The sequence below is a fragment of the Kribbella antiqua genome, assembly GCF_004345665.1.
GTDB classification, from domain to species: domain Bacteria; phylum Actinomycetota; class Actinomycetes; order Propionibacteriales; family Kribbellaceae; genus Kribbella; species Kribbella antiqua.
On record NZ_SLWR01000003.1, the window covers coordinates 183,809 to 202,546 of the forward strand.

General features: G+C 68.4%; 15 protein-coding genes. 7 read left to right on the forward strand and 8 right to left on the reverse strand.

All coding sequences use genetic code 11. The features are described from left to right. Positions 1 to 3 precede the first annotated feature (3 nt). From EV646_RS10285 to EV646_RS10295, 3 genes are all read right to left on the reverse strand, one after another. A complete protein-coding gene (locus tag EV646_RS10285; RefSeq protein ID WP_132146680.1) occupies positions 4 to 903 on the reverse strand; it encodes an SPFH domain-containing protein in 900 nt (299 codons plus the stop codon). After that, positions 891 to 1,337: an NfeD family protein gene (locus tag EV646_RS10290; protein ID WP_132146683.1), complete on the reverse strand. Its 447-nt coding sequence runs from the start codon at positions 1,335 to 1,337 to the stop codon at positions 891 to 893. Before EV646_RS10290 ends, EV646_RS10285 begins: the two co-directional genes overlap by 13 nt. Positions 1,338 to 1,411: 74 nt before the next feature. Beyond that, positions 1,412 to 1,981, reverse strand: a complete 570-nt coding sequence (locus EV646_RS10295) for a winged helix-turn-helix domain-containing protein (RefSeq protein ID WP_158290939.1) — start codon at positions 1,979 to 1,981, stop codon at positions 1,412 to 1,414. Positions 1,982 to 2,039: 58 nt separating this feature from the next. Here EV646_RS10295 and EV646_RS10300 point away from each other — a divergent pair, with 58 nt between their 5' ends. The 4 genes from EV646_RS10300 (at position 2,040) to EV646_RS10315 (ending at position 8,390) form a co-directional block, all read left to right on the forward strand. After that, entirely contained in the window at positions 2,040 to 3,251 is a 1,212-nt protein-coding gene (locus tag EV646_RS10300; RefSeq protein WP_132146690.1) for an MFS transporter, read from the forward strand. 9 nt (positions 3,252 to 3,260) lie between these two features. After that, the gene (lysS, locus tag EV646_RS10305) at positions 3,261 to 4,781 is read left to right on the forward strand and encodes a lysine--tRNA ligase (RefSeq protein WP_132146693.1); all 1,521 of its coding nucleotides are present in this window, start codon (positions 3,261 to 3,263) and stop codon (positions 4,779 to 4,781) included. A gap of 311 nt (positions 4,782 to 5,092) precedes the next feature. Further along, positions 5,093 to 5,422 carry a histone-like nucleoid-structuring protein Lsr2 gene (locus EV646_RS10310; protein WP_132146696.1) on the forward strand — a complete coding sequence of 110 codons (330 nt, stop codon included), beginning with the start codon at positions 5,093 to 5,095 and terminating at the stop codon, positions 5,420 to 5,422. Positions 5,423 to 5,849: 427 nt separating this feature from the next. After that, the gene (locus EV646_RS10315; RefSeq protein WP_132146699.1) at positions 5,850 to 8,390 is read left to right on the forward strand and encodes an ATP-dependent Clp protease ATP-binding subunit; all 2,541 of its coding nucleotides are present in this window, start codon (positions 5,850 to 5,852) and stop codon (positions 8,388 to 8,390) included. Positions 8,391 to 8,558: 168 nt separating this feature from the next. Here EV646_RS10315 and EV646_RS10320 read toward each other — a convergent pair whose 3' ends face one another. Together EV646_RS10320 and EV646_RS10325 are read right to left on the reverse strand one after the other, a co-directional pair. Further along, positions 8,559 to 9,077, reverse strand: a complete 519-nt coding sequence (locus EV646_RS10320; protein ID WP_132146702.1) for a hypothetical protein — start codon at positions 9,075 to 9,077, stop codon at positions 8,559 to 8,561. Beyond that, positions 9,074 to 11,650 carry an RHS repeat protein gene (locus EV646_RS10325; RefSeq protein ID WP_132146705.1) on the reverse strand — a complete coding sequence of 859 codons (2,577 nt, stop codon included), beginning with the start codon at positions 11,648 to 11,650 and terminating at the stop codon, positions 9,074 to 9,076. Before EV646_RS10325 ends, EV646_RS10320 begins: the two co-directional genes overlap by 4 nt. Positions 11,651 to 11,999: 349 nt before the next feature. Here EV646_RS10325 and EV646_RS10330 point away from each other — a divergent pair, with 349 nt between their 5' ends. Together EV646_RS10330 and EV646_RS10335 are read left to right on the forward strand one after the other, a co-directional pair. Further along, positions 12,000 to 13,982 carry a kinetoplast-associated-like protein gene (locus tag EV646_RS10330; protein ID WP_132146708.1) on the forward strand — a complete coding sequence of 661 codons (1,983 nt, stop codon included), beginning with the start codon at positions 12,000 to 12,002 and terminating at the stop codon, positions 13,980 to 13,982. Positions 13,983 to 14,054: 72 nt separating this feature from the next. After that, positions 14,055 to 15,005, forward strand: a complete 951-nt coding sequence (locus tag EV646_RS10335; protein WP_132146711.1) for a DivIVA domain-containing protein — start codon at positions 14,055 to 14,057, stop codon at positions 15,003 to 15,005. A gap of 37 nt (positions 15,006 to 15,042) precedes the next feature. Here EV646_RS10335 and EV646_RS10340 read toward each other — a convergent pair whose 3' ends face one another. Then, a complete protein-coding gene (locus EV646_RS10340) occupies positions 15,043 to 15,936 on the reverse strand; it encodes an HhH-GPD family protein (protein WP_241995823.1) in 894 nt (297 codons plus the stop codon). A 26-nt stretch (positions 15,937 to 15,962) separates the two neighbouring features. On the opposite strand from EV646_RS10340, the gene EV646_RS10345 reads away from it, so the two are divergent. Next, the gene (locus EV646_RS10345; RefSeq protein ID WP_132146717.1) at positions 15,963 to 16,616 is read left to right on the forward strand and encodes a hypothetical protein; all 654 of its coding nucleotides are present in this window, start codon (positions 15,963 to 15,965) and stop codon (positions 16,614 to 16,616) included. Here the strand turns inward: EV646_RS10345 and EV646_RS10350 are convergent. Then, a complete protein-coding gene (locus tag EV646_RS10350) occupies positions 16,587 to 18,101 on the reverse strand; it encodes a DHA2 family efflux MFS transporter permease subunit (RefSeq protein ID WP_132146720.1) in 1,515 nt (504 codons plus the stop codon). The genes EV646_RS10345 and EV646_RS10350 overlap by 30 nt on opposite strands. Further along, positions 18,080 to 18,652, reverse strand: a complete 573-nt coding sequence (locus tag EV646_RS10355; protein WP_132146723.1) for a PadR family transcriptional regulator — start codon at positions 18,650 to 18,652, stop codon at positions 18,080 to 18,082. Before EV646_RS10355 ends, EV646_RS10350 begins: the two co-directional genes overlap by 22 nt. Positions 18,653 to 18,738 lie beyond the last annotated feature (86 nt).

Consider the following 18,738-nt stretch of genomic DNA (forward strand, 5'->3'; position numbering starts at 1 on the left):
CGACTACTCCGGGGGAATTTCAGGGGTGCGGCCGTTCGGGACCTCGTTGCGGCCGTTCGGGACCTCGGGGATGTAACCGTTGAACGCCTTGGTGACGTTCTGCAGCGCGGCGGTGACCTCGGACGGGATCACCCAGAACGTGTTGCCTGGGCCCTTGGCCAGCTCGGGCAGCATCTGCAGGTACTGGTAGGCGAGCAGCTTCGGGTCCGGGTCGTTGCGGTGGATCGCTTCGAACACAGTGTCGATCGCCTTCGCCTGGCCCTCGGCCCGCAGGATCGCGGCCTGCCGGTCGCCCTCCGCGGTCAGGATCCGGGACTGCCGGGCGCCCTCGGCATTGAGGATCGCGGCCCGCTTCTCCCGCTCGGCCCGCATCTGCTTCTCCATCGACTCCTTGATCGACGGCGGCGGCTCGATCGCCTTGAGCTCGACCCGGTTCACCCGGATACCCCACTTGCCGGAGGCCTCGTCGAGGACGCCACGCAGGATCGAGTTGATGTGCTCGCGCGAGGTCAGCGTCTTCTCCAGGTCCAGCGCGCCGATGACGTTCCGCAGCGTCGTGACGGTCAGCTGCTCGATCGCCTGGATGTAGTTGAAGATCTCGTACGCCGCCGCCCGCGGATCGGTGACCTGGAAGTACAGCACCGTGTCGATGTGGACGACCAGGTTGTCCTCGGTGATGACCGAGTTCGGCTCGAACGAGACCACCTGCTCGCGCAGGTCGATCAGCTGCCGGGGCCGGTCGATGAACGGGATGATGATGTTCAGCCCGGGCTCGAGGGTGCGCAGGTACCGCCCCAGCCGCTCTACGTTGCTGGCCCGTGCCTGCGGCACGATCCGGACCGTCCGGAGTACCAGTACGACGGCCAGCAGTGCGACGACCAGCCCGATGATCAGTTCGGCCATGGATCCTCCCGGGGATGGACGAGGGCTGTCGCGCCCTCGATGGCGAAGACGTCGACGGTGGTGCCGGCGGGGATGAGCAGATCCGGGTCGTACGAGCGGGCGCTCCACTCCTCGCCGCCGATCTTGACCCGGCCGGGCTCACGGCCGACCGTGCTCAGCACGACAGCCTCGCGACCGATCAACGCTGCCACTCCGGTCCGCAGTTGCGGATGCGCCGTCAGGTGCCGGCGCGCGACCGGCCGAACCAGGGTGATCATCGCGCCGGCGGTGACGGCGAACGCGAGCAGCTGCAACCCGATACCGAGCCCCAGTCCGGCGGCGCCGGCTGCGGCCAGGCCGCCGACGGCGAGCAGGAGCAGGTCGAAGGTGCCTATCGTCAACTCGGCGGCGCCGAGGACGGCGGCGATGATCAACCACAGTGTCCAGGACTGCATAACTACCACCCGGTGGCAGAAAAGTACCTCTCCTTCGAAGGTACCTCTGGATACGTGGTTGTGTAGCTAACGGTTCAGCTTTCTTCTGGCGGCTTCCCGGTCGGTACGACGGCCGTCAGCGTGCTGATCTGCCGGGCCCCGGCGGGGTGGCTGGTCTGCGTCCGGCCCTTCTTGTAGCGGTCGAGCAGGTCGCTCAGCTCCTTGCCGAACTGCTTGGCCTCCTCGTGCGTCAGCCACAGCCGGGACCGGACCAGCGAGCTGGTGTCGTCCCACGGGTCGTCGTCGGCCATCTCCGCGAATTGCTCGAGGATCCGGTCCACCGAGGTCCGGATGATCGCCTGGCTCGCCAGCCGGCCGGCCTGGTTCGACTGCGACTCGACCACCAGGCTGCCGGCCACCGCCCGCCAGGGCCGCTCCCGGCCGTCACCCGACTCGGCGGCGCGTTCGATGATGCCCCAGCGCTCGAGCGCCCGCAGGTGGTAGCTCATCGCGGACGGCGTCAGCCCGACCAGCTCCGCGCACTCGGTCGCGGTCAGCACGCGGCCGTTGAAGAGCTCGTCCATCACCCGCTGCCGGGCGGGGTGGGCCAGGGCCCGGATCGCCCGCGGGTCGGAGATCACCACGCGCTTCTTCTTCGCGGCCACGAGGTCAGCGTAGCGAATCCCTTGACGCGGCCGAATATGAAGCATTAACTTCATAGTTATGAAGCAAACACTTCAGATCTCGCCCTGGTCCTTCCGTGACCTCCGCCTGGTGCTGCCGGCCCGTGCGCTGTCGTACGCCGGTGACTCGATCGCCCTGATCGCTTTGATGCTGCGAGTCTCCGGCGACGGTGGACCGGCCGCGATGACGGTGCTGTTGCTGGCGTTCGCCGTACCGATCGTGGTGATGATCCCGTTCGCCGGCCGCATCGTGGACGGCTACGACTCCCGCACCGTCCTGGTGTGCTCGTCACTGCTACAGGCGTTGGCTGGAGTCGGGCTGGCCCTGTGTCACGGCCTGGTTGCCACGGTGGCTCTGGTCTGTATGTTGCAGCTCGGTCAGGCCGTAGCCGGTCCGGCGTGGGGTGCGTTGATCCCGCGCATCGTCGGTGAGGAGCTGGTTGGGCGTACGACCGGTGTGAGCCAGGCGCTGATCGGTGTGGCGACTCTCGCCGGGTCTGCCGCGGGCGGCGTACTCGTGAGCTGGTCTGGGCACAGCGGTGCCCTCCTGGTCGACGCTGTCACCTTTCTCGGTCTCGCAGTCGTCGCCCAGTTGGTCCAGACGCGGCGGCGGCCCCAGCCGGGGTCCGACCGGCCTAGCGGAGGTGTGATGGTGGGTCTGCGGAGCATGTTCGGGGATCGGTTGCTGCGGATCCTGGTGCCGGCGCTCTGGCTCTTCGTGATCGTCGGCGAGGCCGTCAACGTCGTCGAGGTCTTCCTGGTGACCGAGGAGGTCGGACTGGGCCCCAGCGGCTACGGCGCGATCGGGGCGGTCACCGGAGCAGGAGGGATCGCCGGAGCCTGGTACAGCGGTCGGCTCCGGGGTGACCGAGGTCGTTCCGGCGCTGTCATCGCCGGGATGGCGGCGATCGGCGGCGCGTGCGTGCTGATGGGCTGCGCCGGCAACTTCCTGACGCTCGCGCTCGGCGGGTTTGCGATCGGCATCGGCAGTGGACTGCTGAACGCGGCGACCAGCTCACTGATCGTGACCCGGACCGCCGAGCACCTCCGCGGCCGGGTCATCGCCGCTCTGAATGGCACCGCTCGCTCGTTCACCATCCTGGCCCTGATGCTGGGCGGCCTGGCCGGTGCTCTGCTCGGTCCGAGGGGCACCTTCATCGTCTGCGGGGTGGCCTGTGCGGCGGCTGCGGTGCTGGCCGGAGCGCTGATGGTGCGGATTAAGGATTCGGAGGTGGAGGTGGTCAGTCACTAGCCTTTGGGTATGACTGACGCACACGTGAACCCGGTGAACCCCGACAGCGGGCAGGACGACCTGCCCGAGCAGATGCGGGTCCGCCGGGAGAAGCGTGACCGCCTGCTGGCGGAGGGAGTGCCGCCGTACCCGATCTCGGTGCCGCGGACGCACCTGCTGAAGGACCTGCGGGCGACGTACGACGGGCAGGAGCTGGAGCCGGACACCCGGACCGGCGAGCAGGTATCGGTGACCGGCCGGGTGATCTTCCTGCGCAACACCGGCAAGCTGTGCTTCGTCCGGCTGCGTGAGGGCGACGGGACCGAGCTGCAGGTGATGCTGTCGCTGGCCGACCTCGGCGAGGAGGAGCTGGCCCGGTTCAAGCAGCTGGTGGACATAGGCGACCTGCTGTCCGTCCAGGGCGAGGTGGTGACCAGCCGCCGCGGTGAGCTGTCCGTGCAGGCGACCGGCTGGCAGATGGCGGCCAAGACGCTGCGCCCGCTCCCGAACGAGCACAAGCCGCTGAACGAGGAGGCCCGGGTCCGGCTCCGGTACGTCGACCTGATCGTCCGGCCCGAGGCCCGTGAGATGGTCCGGACCAAGGCCGCCGTACTCAAGTCGTTGCGGGCGACGTACGACGCGCACGACTTCATCGAGGTGGAGACGCCGGTCCTGCAGCTGACCAACGGCGGTGCGGCGGCCCGGCCGTTCTCGACGCACCTGAATGCGTTCGACCAGGAGATGAAGCTGCGGATCGCGCTCGAACTCGATCTGAAGCGGGCCATGATCGGCGGCGTCGACCGGGTCTTCGAGATCGGCCGCACCTTCCGCAACGAGGGACTGGACTCGACCCACGCGGCGGAATTCTCGATGATCGAGGCCTATCAGGCGTACGGCGATTACGACACGATGGCCGAACTGATCGCGGAGCTGATCCGGAACGCGGCCCGCGCGGTCGGTCGCACCGTGGTCACCGCGCGCGACGGTTCGACCATCGATCTGGACCAGCCGTTCCGGCACGCGACGCTTTTCGAACTCGTCTCCGAAGCGGTCGGTCAGACCGTCGATGTGGACACCGATGCGGCCGCGTTGATCAAGCTCGCCGAGCAGCACGAGGTCGAGTTGCAGCCCGGCTGGAATGCGGGCGAGATCGCCGTTGAGTTGTTCGAGAAGCTGGTCGAGCACACGCTGATCCAGCCCACCTTTGTGCGTGACTATCCGGAGTCGGCGCGGCCGCTGGCGAAGCCGCACCGGGAAAGTCCAGGGCTGGTCGAGGCATGGGATCTGATCATCAACGGGGTCGAGCTCGGCGTCGCCTACTCGGAGCTGAACGACCCGGTGATCCAGCGGGAACGCCTGGTGGCACAGTCGTTGCTGGCCGCGGCCGGGGACCCGGAGGCGATGGAGCTGGACGAGGACTTCCTGCGCGCGATGGAGTTCGGGATGCCGCCGGCCGGTGGGATGGGGATGGGCCTGGACCGGCTGGTGATGCTGTTCACCGGTGCCGGTATCCGGGAGACGATTCTGTTCCCCTTGCTCCGGCCGGAGTGAAACTCCGTCGCTTGCCGACAGCCCGTTGCCAGGTCGTTGCATAGCACAACCGATGCATCCCGCAATTTCCGGGGTCCATTTCAAACTGGTCCAGCCGAGAACGGGTGCGGTGCATCCACGGTGAATACTCAAGGTCACCGTGGATGCACAGCGTCGATCGGCGCACCCGCGAACCGATGGGTTTAGTCACATCTTTCCGGCTCATTCCGTGAGGTGAATGACACGAACCCGGTTTGTGCGGTACAAATCAGGTGCAAACAATTCGGCCGGGGGGATTGTGCCCGATGGCGGGCGCGGAAAGGTTGTCATCGATGGCGCAAAGGGTGCAGGTGGTTCTCGAGGACGATCTCGACGGCGGTAAGGCCGACGAGACCGTGATCTTCGGTCTGGACGGCACGACGTACGAAATCGATCTGTCCAAGAAGAACGCCGCCAAACTGCGCGACGCGCTCTCCGGTTACGTCGGTTCGGCGCGCCGGGTGTCCGGGCGGCGCGGTGCCGCGGGCCGGGCGCGGGGCCGCGGCCGGTCGGCGTCGGACTCCGCCGACATCCGGGCCTGGGCCAAGGAGAACGGCTACGAGGTCAGCGAGCGGGGCCGGATCTCCGCCGAGGTGCGCGCGGCGTACAACGAAGCCAAGTAATTTCCCCACCGGACTCTCGGTCCCGGCGCCACTCGGCGCCGGACGCGACAGGCGGGGTGCGTCCGCAGAAAGCGCGGACCACCTCGCCTTCGGTGTGTCATGGGTCGCTTCGCTCCGCGGACCGTCCGCATTCCGGTTGTTTCACAGTGTGGACGCCTTCGCGGCGGATGCGCCGGGCCGGGTGACTGACCCGGCAGGCAAATCGGCAAATTCGCTGGTGGCGAACATGCTGTCGGATCGTGGCCGAGTGGGAACACCCTGGAGATCCGCGGGGTTGTTCCCTTGTGATGCACGTCCGCACAACGAGGTGACCCGACGTGGTTTGTTCGCCGAGAGCGAGCCTGTCGGTGCCGGGGACTAGCATGCATGTACGGGGGTCGGCCTACACGGCACGTCCGACTCCTCTGAGGCAAGGAGCGCTTTGGCGATGTTTGAACGATTTACGGACCGCGCCCGTCGGGTAGTCGTCCTGGCTCAGGAAGAGGCCAGGATGCTCAGCCACAACTACATCGGGACCGAGCACATCCTGCTCGGCCTGATCCACGAGGGTGAGGGTGTCGCCGCCAAGGCTCTCGAGAGCCTGGGTATCTCGCTCGAGGCCGTCCGCTCCCAGGTCGAGGAGATCATCGGCCAGGGGCAGCAGGCACCGAGCGGGCACATCCCGTTCACCCCACGCGCCAAGAAGGTGCTGGAGCTCTCCCTGCGCGAGGCCCTGCAACTGGGCCACAACTACATCGGCACCGAGCACATCCTGCTCGGCCTCATCCGCGAGGGTGAGGGTGTCGCCGCGCAGGTCCTGGTCAAGCTCGGCGCGGACCTGAACAAGGTCCGGCAGCAGGTCATCCAGCTGCTGAGCGGATACCAGGGCAAGGAGACGGCGTCGGCCGGAGCCGGGGCCACCGAAGGTGCTCCCAGCAGCTCTCTGGTGCTCGACCAGTTCGGCCGGAACTACACCCAGTCCGCCCGCGAATCGAAGCTCGACCCGGTGATCGGGCGCGAGACCGAGATCGAGCGGGTCATGCAGGTGCTGTCCCGGCGGACCAAGAACAACCCTGTCCTGATCGGCGAGCCGGGTGTCGGCAAGACCGCGATCGTGGAAGGTCTGGCCCAGCAGATCGTCCGCGGTGACGTCCCGGAGACGCTGAAGGACAAGCAGATCTACTCACTCGACCTGGGTGCCCTGGTGGCGGGTTCGCGCTACCGCGGTGACTTCGAGGAACGCCTGAAGAAGGTGCTCAAGGAAATCCGCACCCGCGGCGACATCGTGCTGTTCATCGACGAGATCCACACCCTCGTCGGGGCCGGCGCCGCCGAGGGCGCGATCGACGCGGCGAGCATCCTGAAGCCGATGCTGGCCCGTGGCGAGCTGCAGACCATCGGTGCCACCACCCTCGACGAGTACCGCAAGTACGTCGAGAAGGACGCCGCGCTGGAGCGCCGGTTCCAGCCGATCCAGGTGGCCGAGCCCTCGATCGCGCACACGATCGAGATCCTCAAGGGCCTGCGCGACCGGTACGAGGCACACCACCGGGTGACCATCACCGACCCGGCCCTGGTCTCGGCCGCTCAGCTCGCCGACCGGTACATCTCCGACCGGTTCCTGCCGGACAAGGCGATCGACCTGATCGACGAGGCCGGCGCCCGGTTGCGGATCCGCCGGATGACGGCTCCGCCGGACCTGCGTGAGTTCGACGAGAAGATCGCGAACGTGCGCCGGGAGAAGGAGTCGGCGATCGACGCGCAGGACTTCGAGCGCGCCGCGAGCCTTCGCGACGACGAGAAGAAGCTGATCAACGCCAAGGGCGAGCGGGAGAAGCAGTGGAAGGCCGGCGACATGGACGTCGTCGCCGAGGTGGACGAGGAGTTGATCGCCGAGGTGCTCAGCACCGCGACCGGCATCCCCGTCTTCAAGCTGACCGAGGAGGAGTCGTCCCGGCTGCTCGACATGGAGAAGGAACTGGCCAAGCGGTACATCGGCCAGGAGGACGCGGTCAAGGCGCTGTCCCGCTCGATCCGGCGTACCCGCGCCGGCCTGAAGGACCCGCGCCGCCCGAGCGGCTCGTTCATCTTCGCCGGCCCGTCCGGTGTCGGTAAGACCGAGCTGTCCAAGGCGCTGACCGAGTTCCTGTTCGGCGACGAGAACGCGCTGATCAGCCTCGACATGTCGGAGTACTCCGAGAAGCACACCGCCTCCCGGCTGTTCGGTTCGCCGCCCGGTTACGTCGGCTACGAAGAGGGTGGCCAGCTGACCGAGAAGGTGCGTCGCAAGCCGTTCAGCGTGGTGCTGTTCGACGAGGTGGAGAAGGCCCACCCGGACATCTTCAACTCGCTGCTGCAGATCCTGGACGAAGGTCGCCTGACCGACGCCCAGGGCCGCGTGGTCGACTTCAAGAACACCGTCATCATCATGACCACGAACCTCGGCACCCGGGACATCGCCAAGGCGGTGTCGCTCGGCTTCAGCCAGGCGAACGACGTGTCGGGTTCGTACGAGAAGATGAAGGCGAAGGTGACGGAGGAGCTCAAGCAGCACTTCCGGCCGGAGTTCCTGAACCGCGTCGACGAGATCGTGGTGTTCCACCAGCACGGCAAGGAACAGATCGTCAAGATCGTCGACCTGATGGTCCAGCAGGTGGAGGAGCGGCTGAAGGACAAGGACATGGGCATCGAGCTCACGCCGGCGGCGAAGGCACTGGTCGCCGAGCGTGGCTTCGACCCGGTCCTGGGCGCTCGCCCGCTGCGCCGCGCGCTGCAGCGCGACGTGGAGGACGTGCTGGCCGAGAAGATCCTGTTCGGGGAACTGCGCCCCGGCCAGATCGTGGTGGTCGACGTCGCTCCGGAAGGCACCGTGAACGACGACGGCCTGGCGGAGTACTTCACCTTCACCGGCACCCCGAAGTCCACCACTCCGGACCTCGAGCTCACCGACCTCACCGCCGGCGGCAGCTCAGGCCTGCAGGACACGTAAGAATCACCGCTCAGAAGGCCCCGCGCTCTCCGGCGCGGGGCCTTCTGGCGTTTGGCAGCCTGGGGCGGCTGATGGCCCGGCCCGATGGCGGGTTGTTTCACCGATGGCGCACTGCAAAGGGCTAGCGGTCACATAGCCCGCTATCGGGCGACCATGCGAGCGCCGTGGTCAGCGGGTGGTGCGGAGGTGGGTGATGGTTTGGGTGAGGGCGGTGGGAGTGGGGGCGGCTGGGGGATGGTCGTGGTGGGCAAGTAGTTGGGCGGCTGTGGTGAGGAGCCAGATAAGGGCCGTGATGGTGGCGAAGGCGGGGCCAGGGCCGGGCCAGGTGTCGGACTGGGATTCGAGGGTGGTCGCCTGCCAGGCGGCGGCGAGGTAGACGACGGCGATGACTGCCGTGACGGCGGCCGCTGCTTGGGTCTTGTAGCTGGGCTTGAGGATCGGCGGGATGGCCGAGGTGACGAGACCGGCGAGCCAGGTGAGGGCGAGGGATGGCTGGGTCTCGATGCCGAGTTGCCAGACCGAGAGCCCCAGGCGTCTGCTGAAGGTCCACGGGAGTAGCAGGGTGACCCCGGTCGCCAGTGCGGCGAGCAGAGTGGCGCGTGCGTACCAGCGGTGCTCGGCTGTGGTCAGCTCCGCCTCTGCCGCGTCGAGGCGCTTCGGGAGTTCCTCGTCGGGGAAGTCGCTCATCTCGTTGCCTCCAGCCGGAGTACGTCGTTGCCGAGTTGGAAGTACAGGGATCGGCCAATGACAGTGACGTCGTCAGCAGCTTGGGGGACGCCCTGGTTGGGCCCGGCGATGACGGTGACCCGGCCTGGCGCGTCCACCCGCACGAGGTGGCTTCCGTCGTACACCCAGGGTTTGCCGTCGGGGCCGGCGAACCAGATGCCGTCGGTGGTCAGCTGTGATGCCTGTATGCCGGGTGTTGAGATCGGCCAGCCGGAGGCCGCTCCGCCGAGCAGAAGCGACGACTGGCCGCTCGGAGATACCAGCACGAGCCGCTCGCCCAGCACCATGCACACCTGACCAGATGGCAGTTGCACCAGCTCACGCAGCTCGCCGGGAGCCTTCACGCGAGTCACCCGCCCGCCAGGCGAGTAGAGGTTGTAGATGCCCCCACCGACAGCTGTCACGAGCCGATCCCCGGCAGCCGCTGCCGACGCATCCTTCTGATCAGCCGACACAGGCCGCGGATCGCGCACCTCCGACGTACGCCCACGCACCAGATGTACGGCGGTCTCCGCCGACCCCCGGCCGACCACGGTCCACCACACGCCGCCCTGCCCATCAGGCGCCCACGCCCGCGCCGCCAACGGCACACGCACCCGCACCAGCCGCCCAGCGGCGTCCAGCCCCAGCTGAGTGCTGACACCGCCGGTAGCGCCCACCATCGGCACAGGCGACACCACAGTGGTCGTGTACGTCGTTGCTCCATCCACAGCTCGACGGCGATCGCACCGCGGCTCCGGCGAAGGTTCGGCCGGGTACGACGTCGCAGCCTGGGCCGCATCCGGGATCTCCAGGATCTGATCACCACCACCCGGCGAAGTCCCAAGCAGCACCGAGCCATCAGGTCTGGCCTCGATGCTCTCCACACCCTCGGCTCCACCCGGCAGCTTCCGCAATACGCCGTCCGGCGTGATCACCGACGTCGGAGCGCCACCGCCCAGCCAGAGGTTGCCCCGCACGTCCACAGCGAAGGCATCGACCGTCAGCGACGAGCTGGCCGCATCACTGCTCAGCGCACAACCAGCCGGAGCCACTCCGGTGAGCTGCTGCGGTACGCCGCCCCGCCGTACGATCGCCAACCCCGTCTCGCTGGTCCGCCAGGCCGTCGTACCGTCCGGGCCGGTGGAGACCGCGTTGCCCGGTGCACCGTGCCCTGGGTTGATCACGAAGTCCCGAAGAGACATCCCGACTCGCAGTTGGTTGGCCGGGATCTGCCAGGTGGTCGTGGCTCCCCAGATCACGATCGACCGGTCCGCGTTGCGATGGCTGAGCGCCGGTCCGACGCCTGTTGCCAGTACGTCGACGCCCGGCGTCACGTAGTACTTCCCGTTCGGGTTCTTGTGGCTCAGACTGATGTCGGCGCTCACGAGGTCGAGTGGCACGGACAGGATCGCCCATGGTCGCCCGAGCTCCCCACCGGCCAGCAGGATCATGCGGTTGTCGCTGACACCCCAGAGTGCCGGTGGGGTCGCGCCGTGGTTGAGCGTGACCTGCGGGAGGGCGACACCATCGTCGTACGCGAAGACTGTCGAGCTCTCGGAACCAGTCCGGCCCAGCAGCCACTGGCCGGGTGATCCGTCGAGTGTCCCGGCCAGGGAGTCGAGCGGGTCCGACGTACCAATGGAGACGCGCATACCGAGGCGGTCCACCAGTTGTCCACCCTGCAGATCCAGCAGCCGGTGCGGCACCCCTGCAACCACAGTCGGCTCGTACGGCGATCCGGTCGCCGACGGCAGCAGCAGGCCAGCCACCACGCCCACGACCGCAGCACCCGCGACCACCGGAACTCCACGCCGGCCAACAACTCCCGCCACCACCAGCAACACGGCCAGCCCGAGAGCCACCCACGCGCCTACACCAGGCCGGTAGCCGACGCCGCTCGCCAACCGGTCCGGCAGCCACAGCAGGTGCGACGCCAGACCGGCCACAACCACAGACCCCGCGGCGACCGCAGCTGCTCGTCGCAGCAGGCCCGCGCAGACCAGTGTCGCCAGAGCCAGGGCACAGAGCAGCACGGCCCAGTTCCTGGCCGACGGGATCTCCCACAGCTGAGACCGGGCCAGGCCGGCTTCGCTCGCGGTCGGCCCGAGCGCGACCGGATCGAGCAGCTCGCGCCACGGCAGGACGGTCGAGAGCACCAGCAGTACGGCGAGCGTGCCGGTGGCGAACGGCAGAATCCGGAAGCGGATCGGCGTCCAGGAGTCGACCTGCGCCACCAGTCGGACAAAAACTGACCGCAATTCGGACTGGTTGAGCGGCTCAGCGGACGCGTCGCCGGAGTTCTCGGCGGCCACCGTCCACGGCGGCGATGACCGGGTCGCCCAATGCGTCGCGACAGCGGTCGCGAGGACGCCGGACGCGATGGTCCCGATCACAGCCGGTGAAGTCGAACAGCCTGCCCGACCCTGGGTGACCAAGCCGATCCAGACCATCCCGGTGACCACTCCGATCACCGTTGCGCCGATGCTGCGGACGTACCGGTGGAGTGGGAATCTGTCCGCAGACAAGCGATCCGCGAGTACCAGCAGGATCATTGCGACCGGCAGTGCGAGGGCCGCGCCGCGACCGTTGACCGGTTGAGTGGTCGCTCGCCAGAGGTAACAGCCTGTGCTCGCCGAACCCGGTAGCAGGGTCGAGAACGCCGTACCAACACAAAGACACGCAATCGCTACACCATGCGACCCCGTTCGTCGTATGGTCCTGCGGTGCGTGATCTCTTCAGTACGGAGCAGAGCCGCCGCAGCCTTCGATTCGGTGGGAAGATCGCGCAGCGGCATGAAAAAGAAGTTACCCGCGGCCTAGGTGTCGCGTTGTAACTCCATGACCACACTAATGGGACCCGGACTGTCGGAAAGGGGGCCGGGGATGGAATCATCTCGTCGCATGGACGCGCCGCGTCTGCCACTGACCCAGGAACCGGTCGTCGACACCGGTTCCTTTGGCGTGCGGCAGGCGGGCGGAGTGCTCGAGCGGGCGCAGCGGATCGCCGACACCCTGCGGGAGCAGGCGGAGTACGAGAACGATCTCGCCCGCGAAGAAGCCGACCGGGTCCGGGCCGAGAACGAGCAACTGAAGGCCGAGGCAGAGGCTGCCGCGCGGCAGATGCGCGCCGAGGCGTCGGCGGCCGCGCAACGACTGCTCGGCGATGCCGAGCGAGCCGCCGAGCGGCTGCGGAACGAGTCCGAGGCCGAGGCCGAGCGAGTCCGCTCCGAAGCCGAGGCAGAGGCCGAGCGGCTGAAGTCGGAGTCGACCGCCGAAGCTGCGCGAGTACGACGGGAAGCCGCGGCCGCAGCCGAGAAGCTCACGATGGAGTCGACCGCGGAGGCCGAGCGAGTCCGGGCCGAGGCGACCGCCCTGGCCGAGCGGCTGAAGTCCGAATCGGAATCCGCCGCCGAGCAGCTCAGGGCGACCGTGGCCGAGGAAGTGGCCAAGCGCCGTACCGAGGTAGAGGCCGCGGCCGAGCAGCTGCGGTCGGAGAGCCAGGCGACCGCGGACCGGCTGCGGGCCGAGTCCCAGGCGGCGGCCGACCGGCGGATCGCCGCGGCCGAGGCCGAAGCGGCGCGGTTGAAGGAAGAGTCCGAGGAGCTGCTCGAGGAAGCTCAGCTCGCCCGTGAGGCGGCGCAGCAGACCGTCGAGCGAGCCGGCCGTGAGGCGCAGCAGCTGGTCAAGGACGCCGGCGAGCAGGCCAGGCTGGTGTCGCAGGCGGCGGTCCGCAACGAGTCCGAGCTGATCGCCCGGGCCGAGACCGAGGCGAGCCAGCTGCGCGCCGCCGTCGAGCGCGAGGTCGAGGCGGCCCGGGAGAAGTCGCGGGCCGAGATCGCCGAGGCGCACGCCGAGATCGAGCGGCTCCGCGGCGAGAACCGGGCCGAGCTCGAGCGCCGGACCGCGGAGCTGGAGGAGACCGAGCGGGCCAAGCTGGCCGCGATCTCGCTCGAGATCGACAGGCTCCGGGCCGAGGCGGTCGCCGAGATCGCCGAGCGCAAGGCCGAGACCGAGGCCGGCAACGAGCGGCTGATGGCGGACGCCCGGGCGCAGGCCAAGCTCGTCGTGGACAGCATCGAGGCAGACCGCCGTACGGCGACCCTCGAAGCGCAGCGCATCGTCGAAGATGCGAACAGGGCGGCCGAGGCGGCGCTCGCCGAAGCCGAGAAGCAGACCATCTGGAGCAAGAAGACGGTCGACGACCTGATCGCCACGGCCGAGAACGAAGCCATGTCGATCATGGAGAAGGCCGAGGCCGAAGCGGGTCAGTACCTGCGGCAGAAGCGGGCCCACCTGCGCCGCGTGGTCGGACGTACGACGAGCCGGCTGAAGCAGACCAAGGACGCGATCGCCCGCGAGAACGCCGAGCTGACCGCGCTCGCCGAGACCACTCTGTCGACCGCCACCCAGCAGGCCGAGGCGACCCTGGCCGCCGCCAAGCAGGAGGCGGAGAAGGTCACCGCTCAGGCGCAGACGCGGGCGGACCGGCTGAAGACCTCCGCCGCGAACGACGCCCGCGAGATCGTCGCACGGGCGAACCGCCGCGAAGCCGAGGCCGAGGCCAGCACCCAGGTCCTGCGCGAACGCGCCGCCAACGACCTGGCCGACGCGCAGCGGCAGTCGCACGAACTGATCCGCAAGTCCCGCGCCGAGGCCCAGCAGATCGAGGCGCAGGCCCGCGAGCACGCCGACGAGCTGCGTGCCCAGGCCCGAAAACTTCTCGCCGACGCCGAGGCGAGGGTCGCGGCTTTGAACCAGCGCCGTGATGAGATCACCAAGGAGCTCACCCAGCTTTCGGGTGTGATCGAGGCACTCGCTGTACCAGGCATCCGCCCAGGTGGTGGAATGTCCCACGGCGAGGGTTCCACGGGGGAATCAGGATGAGGACGTGACAGTCAGATCCTTGTCAGTGACAATGTGTGATCCACCCACCCACCGAAGTGAGCATCAGAAGACATGAGCAGTGAAAGCCCAACTCCGTTCCGCACCGTACTGCGTGGCTACGAGCCTGCCCAGGTGGACCAGCACATCCGTGAGCTGACCACCTCGCTGACCGCGCTGCAGCAGCAGTCCGAGCAGCTGCAGCGGCACGTCCAGGAGCTGCAGACCCGGACGGACGCCGCCGAGTCGGCGGTCATCTCCGCACAGGAGGAGAACAAGGACCGCACCCCGACCTTCACCGAGTTCGGTGAGCGGGTCGCCAAGATCCTCTCGCTGGCCGACGACGAGGCCCGCGACCTGGTCACCCGGGCCCGCACCGACGCCGAGGCGATCGTCGCCGACGCCGAGGCGCACGCGAAGAAGGTCCGCAAGGAGGCCGAGCAGTACTCCCTGGACTGGAAGAGCGAGGTCGACGCCGAGGCTGCCCGCATCCTGGAGGAGGCGCGCACCCAGGCCGACGACATGCGCGACGAGGCCGAGCGCGACGCGACCGCGCGGCGCAGCGAGGCCCAGGCGCTGTACGAGCAGGAGCGGGCCAAGTCCGCCCAGGCCGCGGCCGCCTTCGAGACCACCCTGGCCGAGCGCCGGGGCAAGGTCGAGCAGGAGTTCGCCGCCCGGACCGCCCTGGCCGAGCAGCAGCTGGCCGCGGTCACCGACCGCGCCGCCCAGGTGCAGCGCGAAGCCGACCGCTCCCGCTCCGAGGCGGAGCGGCTGGCGCAGCAGCAGCTGGCCGACGCGAACCGGCAGGCTCAGGAGATCGTCGCCGCCGCGAAGGACAAGGCGGAGCGGATCCGGGCCGAGTCCGAGCGCGAGCTCGCCGCCGCGACCCAGCGTCGCGACAGCATCAACGCGCAGCTGACCAACGTCCGCCAGATGCTGGCGACGCTGTCCGGCAGCCCGGCGATGCCGCTCGACCTGCTGGCCGACGACGACGAACAAGCCACCACCGGCAGCAAGAAGAACTGAAGGCTCTGAGGCCGGTCCGGGATGCCGGGCCGGCCTCTCAGCTTGGTAGGCGGTAGCGGTTCCTGCCGAGTGGTTCGACCAAGCCGTCTGCGACCAGCCCGTCCAGGGCGCGGTCTCGCTGCGTCGCGTCCGGCCAGGACGCGTCCAAGGTCTTCTTCGGTACGGCGCCTGACGCGGCACGCAGCACGGCCAGCAGCCGGCCACGGGCCTGGCGATCGGTGCCCTCATAGGTCTGCCCTCTGCGCGGCGGACCGTCGTACGGCGGACTGCCGGCGAGGACCCACGCGCAGCGGCTGCGAATCGGGCAGTCGCCACAGCGCGGCGTACGCGCGGTGCAGACCAGTGCGCCGAGCTCCATCGACGCAACAGCCCAGCGTGCTGCTGTCGGCTCGTCAGCGGGCAGTGCAGACACCGCAAGGCGCTGGTCAGCTGCAGTGGGGGAGATGGTCGGCTGTGCGACGCCAGTCAGGGCACGCGCCAGCACCCGGCGCACGTTGGTGTCCACCACCGCGTGCCGCTGCCCGAAGGCAAACGATGCGATAGCAGCGGCTGTGTACGTCCCCACACCGGGTAGAGCGAGCAGTGCGGCGTGGTCGTCCGGTACGTCGCCACCGTGACGCTCCACGATCGCCTGAGCCGCCGCGTGGAGCCGGAGTGCACGTCTGGGGTACCCGAGCCGGTCCCAGGCCCGCACAGCCTCACCTGGCGGCTCTACAGCCAGGTCCACCGGCTTCGGCCACCGCTCCAGCCAGGCCTCGTACGCCGGCAGCACCCGGCTGACCGGTGTCTGCTGCAGCATGAACTCACTCACCATCACCGCCCACGCTCCGGCGTCTGGTTCGCGCCATGGCAGTACTCGGGCGTTGGCGTCGTACCAGCGCAGCACCGGCGCGTGCAGCGCCTCAGCTGTCGGCGAGCCTGACTGGTCCAGCACAAAGCCGATATTAGGGTGCCCCCATGAGCAGCCTGCTCCGTCCGGTCGGGCATCTGCCCGCCAGCGTGTATTGGTTCCGCCGGGGACTGGTACTCGCCGTACTGGTGCTGCTGCTCTTTCTGATCACCCGGCTCTTCTCCGGCGGCGGGGACGACCCGCAGAACACGGCCGCGACCGGCCCGCAGCAGGACCCGACCACAGCACCGGTCGTGACGCCCACCATCACGCCGACCGCGAGAGCCACCGCGAAGACCTCTGAGACACCGGTCAAGACCTCGACGACGCCGCGGGACACGACGTGCGCGGGGGCAGACGTCCAAGTCGAGTTGCTGCCGGCCAACCGGAGGATCGCCTCGGGCTCGGCACTGAACTTCGTGGTCAGCTTCGACGCGGTCTCGGACGAGTGCAAAGCCACCGTCGACGCGAGCCGGCTGACCGTGACGGTTACCTCCGGCAACGACCTGATCTGGACCACAACCCATTGTGGACAAGCGATTCCACGCGCCACCCTGGTCGTTGCCAAGGGCAAACAAGCGACCAGCACGGTGGCCTGGAACGGCCATCGGTCCGGGCCTGGCTGCCTCCCCGGCCAGCCGGTCGCCAAGCCCGGAACCTATGTCGTCAAGGCCGTCTTCGACGGCCGCGAGTCATCCTCGCAGGCCTTCCAGATCGTCTGATCCTGGTACGGCGGCCGGCTGCTGCATGTGCAACGGCTTCGCGAACAGCAGAGCGGCCACCAGGCCGACCAGCAGTACGAGGGCCGGGAGGATCAGCGACTGCGCCATCGAGTCGCTGAAGCCCTGATGCAGCGCCGCCGGCAAGGTCCCACCGGTCGCGCCGGCCTCTGAGCCGCCGGACATCTCAGGCAGGTTGTGCGCCAGCCGCGACTCCATCAGTACGGCGATGCCCGCGCTGCCGAGGACGGCGCCGACCTGCCGGGTCGTGTTGTAGACGCCGGCACCGGCTCCGGCCTGATGGAGCGGGAGGTTCCTGGTCGCCGTACTGCCGATCGGAGCCCACATGAAGCCGTTGGCCACGCCGAGCAGTGCGATCGGCAGCAGCAGCTTCCAGATCGCGACGTCGGGCTCGATCACCTGGCTGAGCCAGAAGAGCGCGATCGAGCAGCAGGCCAGACCGAAGCCGGCCAGGTAGCGCGGGTGCGCCCGGTCGGTGAGCTTGCCGACGAACGGCGACAGCGCGCCGGTGATGACGGCCATCGGGACCAGCAGCAACGCGGACTTCGTCGGAGACAGACCGCGGACCGACTGTGCGTAGAGCATCAGCGGGAAGGTCATCGCGGTGATCGCGAAACCGACCGAGGTGATCGCGGTGTTCGCCAGCGAGAAGTTCCGGTCCTGGAACAGTCGCAGGGGCAGCAGCGGCTCGCCGGTGTTGCGGGACTGCCAGAACACGAAGGCCGCGAGGATGACGAGACCGGTGATGATCAGCGACCACACCGAGATCGGCCCGCTGATCGTGCCCCAGTCGTACTTCTGCCCCTCCTGGATGCCGAACACCAGGCAGAACAGGCCGATCGAGCTCAGCGCCACCCCGACCAGGTCGAACTTGTGCTCGTGCGTCGGCAGGTCCGGCACCAGCCGCATCGCCAGTACGAACGCGATCACGCCGATCGGGGCGTTGAGGAAGAAGATCCACTGCCAGCCGAGTCCGTCGACCAGCACCCCGCCGAGGATCGGGCCGACCAGCGTCGCCACGCCGGCGGTCGCGCCCCACAGGCTCATCGCCCGGCCGCGCTGGTCCGGCGGGAAGATCCGGGTGATGACAGCCATCGTCTGCGGCGTCATCATCGAGGCGCCCAGACCCTGGAAGACCCGGGCCACGATGAGCAGTTCGACCGACGTGGTGAGGCCGCACCAGACCGACGCGAGGGTGAACAACGTCAGACCGGTCAGATAGACCTTCTTCGGGCCGATCTTGTCGCCGAGCCGGCCGGTCACCAGCAGCGGTACGGCGTACGCCAGCAGATACGCGCTGGTCACCCAGATCACGTTGCCGACGTCGGTCTTCAGGTCGTTCATGATCGCCGGGGTCGCGACCGACACGATGGTCGAGTCGACCAAGATCATGAAGAAACCGATCACCAGCGCCCAGAGCGCCGGCCACGCGCGCACCTCCGGCCTCACTTGTTGCGGGGTTGCCATGGCAAGTCCTTGCTCTCGATCCGTTCGATGGTGGTCGCGAGCCAGTCGCGCTCGCCGGCCAATTGGGTCCGGAGGTAGTCGCCGCCCATCCAGTACGCCTCCGGCACCTGCCGTGCCTGGGCGCCGGCCAGCGCTTCGTCGATGTCGGCCAGCCAGCGATCCAGGTGCACGATCCGGCGGCGGAACCGGAGTACGGCGTCGTCCGCGTCGAGGTTGTGCGCTTCGCTCAGCACGACGGGGAAGAGCGGATATTCGTGGACGTACTCCTCGATTCCCGCCTCTACTCGCCGGGTCAGGGCGTCGCTGCCCTCCGGAGTGATCTCGTACGTCGTCCGTTCCGGGCGGTTGCCGGCTCGTTCGGTGCCGATGGCGCGGACGTAGTTCTGCTGGGCCATCCGCTCGACCGTGTGGTACAGCGAGCCCGGCCGGACCTTGACGAGCCAGTGCGAGTGCCGCCTGACCAGCAGTTGGTACATCTCGTAGGCGTGCATCGGCTCCTCCTTCAGCAACGCCAGCACCGAGATCGCCAACGGAGTGAGTTCGGCCGCCATAATCCTCCACCCGGATTGTTCCGCACGAAATGTTCCACATGGAGTATTACTCTCGACCGGCTCCGAACGCAACCCACCCCCGGTTC

Bases quoted from the DNA above. Each gene is read 5' to 3' on its own strand.
- EV646_RS10285 (WP_132146680.1), bottom strand. From the start codon at position 903: ATGGCCGAACTGATCATCGGGCTGGTCGTCGCACTGCTGGCCGTCGTA.
- EV646_RS10290 (WP_132146683.1), bottom strand. From the start codon at position 1,337: ATGCAGTCCTGGACACTGTGGTTGATCATCGCCGCCGTCCTCGGCGCC.
- EV646_RS10300 (WP_132146690.1), top strand. From the start codon at position 2,040: ATGAAGCAAACACTTCAGATCTCGCCCTGGTCCTTCCGTGACCTCCGC.
- lysS (WP_132146693.1), top strand. From the start codon at position 3,261: ATGACTGACGCACACGTGAACCCGGTGAACCCCGACAGCGGGCAGGAC.
- EV646_RS10310 (WP_132146696.1), top strand. From the start codon at position 5,093: ATGGCGCAAAGGGTGCAGGTGGTTCTCGAGGACGATCTCGACGGCGGT.
- EV646_RS10315 (WP_132146699.1), top strand. From the start codon at position 5,850: ATGTTTGAACGATTTACGGACCGCGCCCGTCGGGTAGTCGTCCTGGCT.
- EV646_RS10320 (WP_132146702.1), bottom strand. From the start codon at position 9,077: ATGAGCGACTTCCCCGACGAGGAACTCCCGAAGCGCCTCGACGCGGCA.
- EV646_RS10325 (WP_132146705.1), bottom strand. From the start codon at position 11,650: ATGATCCTGCTGGTACTCGCGGATCGCTTGTCTGCGGACAGATTCCCA.
- EV646_RS10330 (WP_132146708.1), top strand. From the start codon at position 12,000: ATGGACGCGCCGCGTCTGCCACTGACCCAGGAACCGGTCGTCGACACC.
- EV646_RS10335 (WP_132146711.1), top strand. From the start codon at position 14,055: ATGAGCAGTGAAAGCCCAACTCCGTTCCGCACCGTACTGCGTGGCTAC.
- EV646_RS10345 (WP_132146717.1), top strand. From the start codon at position 15,963: ATGAGCAGCCTGCTCCGTCCGGTCGGGCATCTGCCCGCCAGCGTGTAT.
- EV646_RS10350 (WP_132146720.1), bottom strand. From the start codon at position 18,101: ATGGCAACCCCGCAACAAGTGAGGCCGGAGGTGCGCGCGTGGCCGGCG.
- EV646_RS10355 (WP_132146723.1), bottom strand. From the start codon at position 18,652: ATGGCGGCCGAACTCACTCCGTTGGCGATCTCGGTGCTGGCGTTGCTG.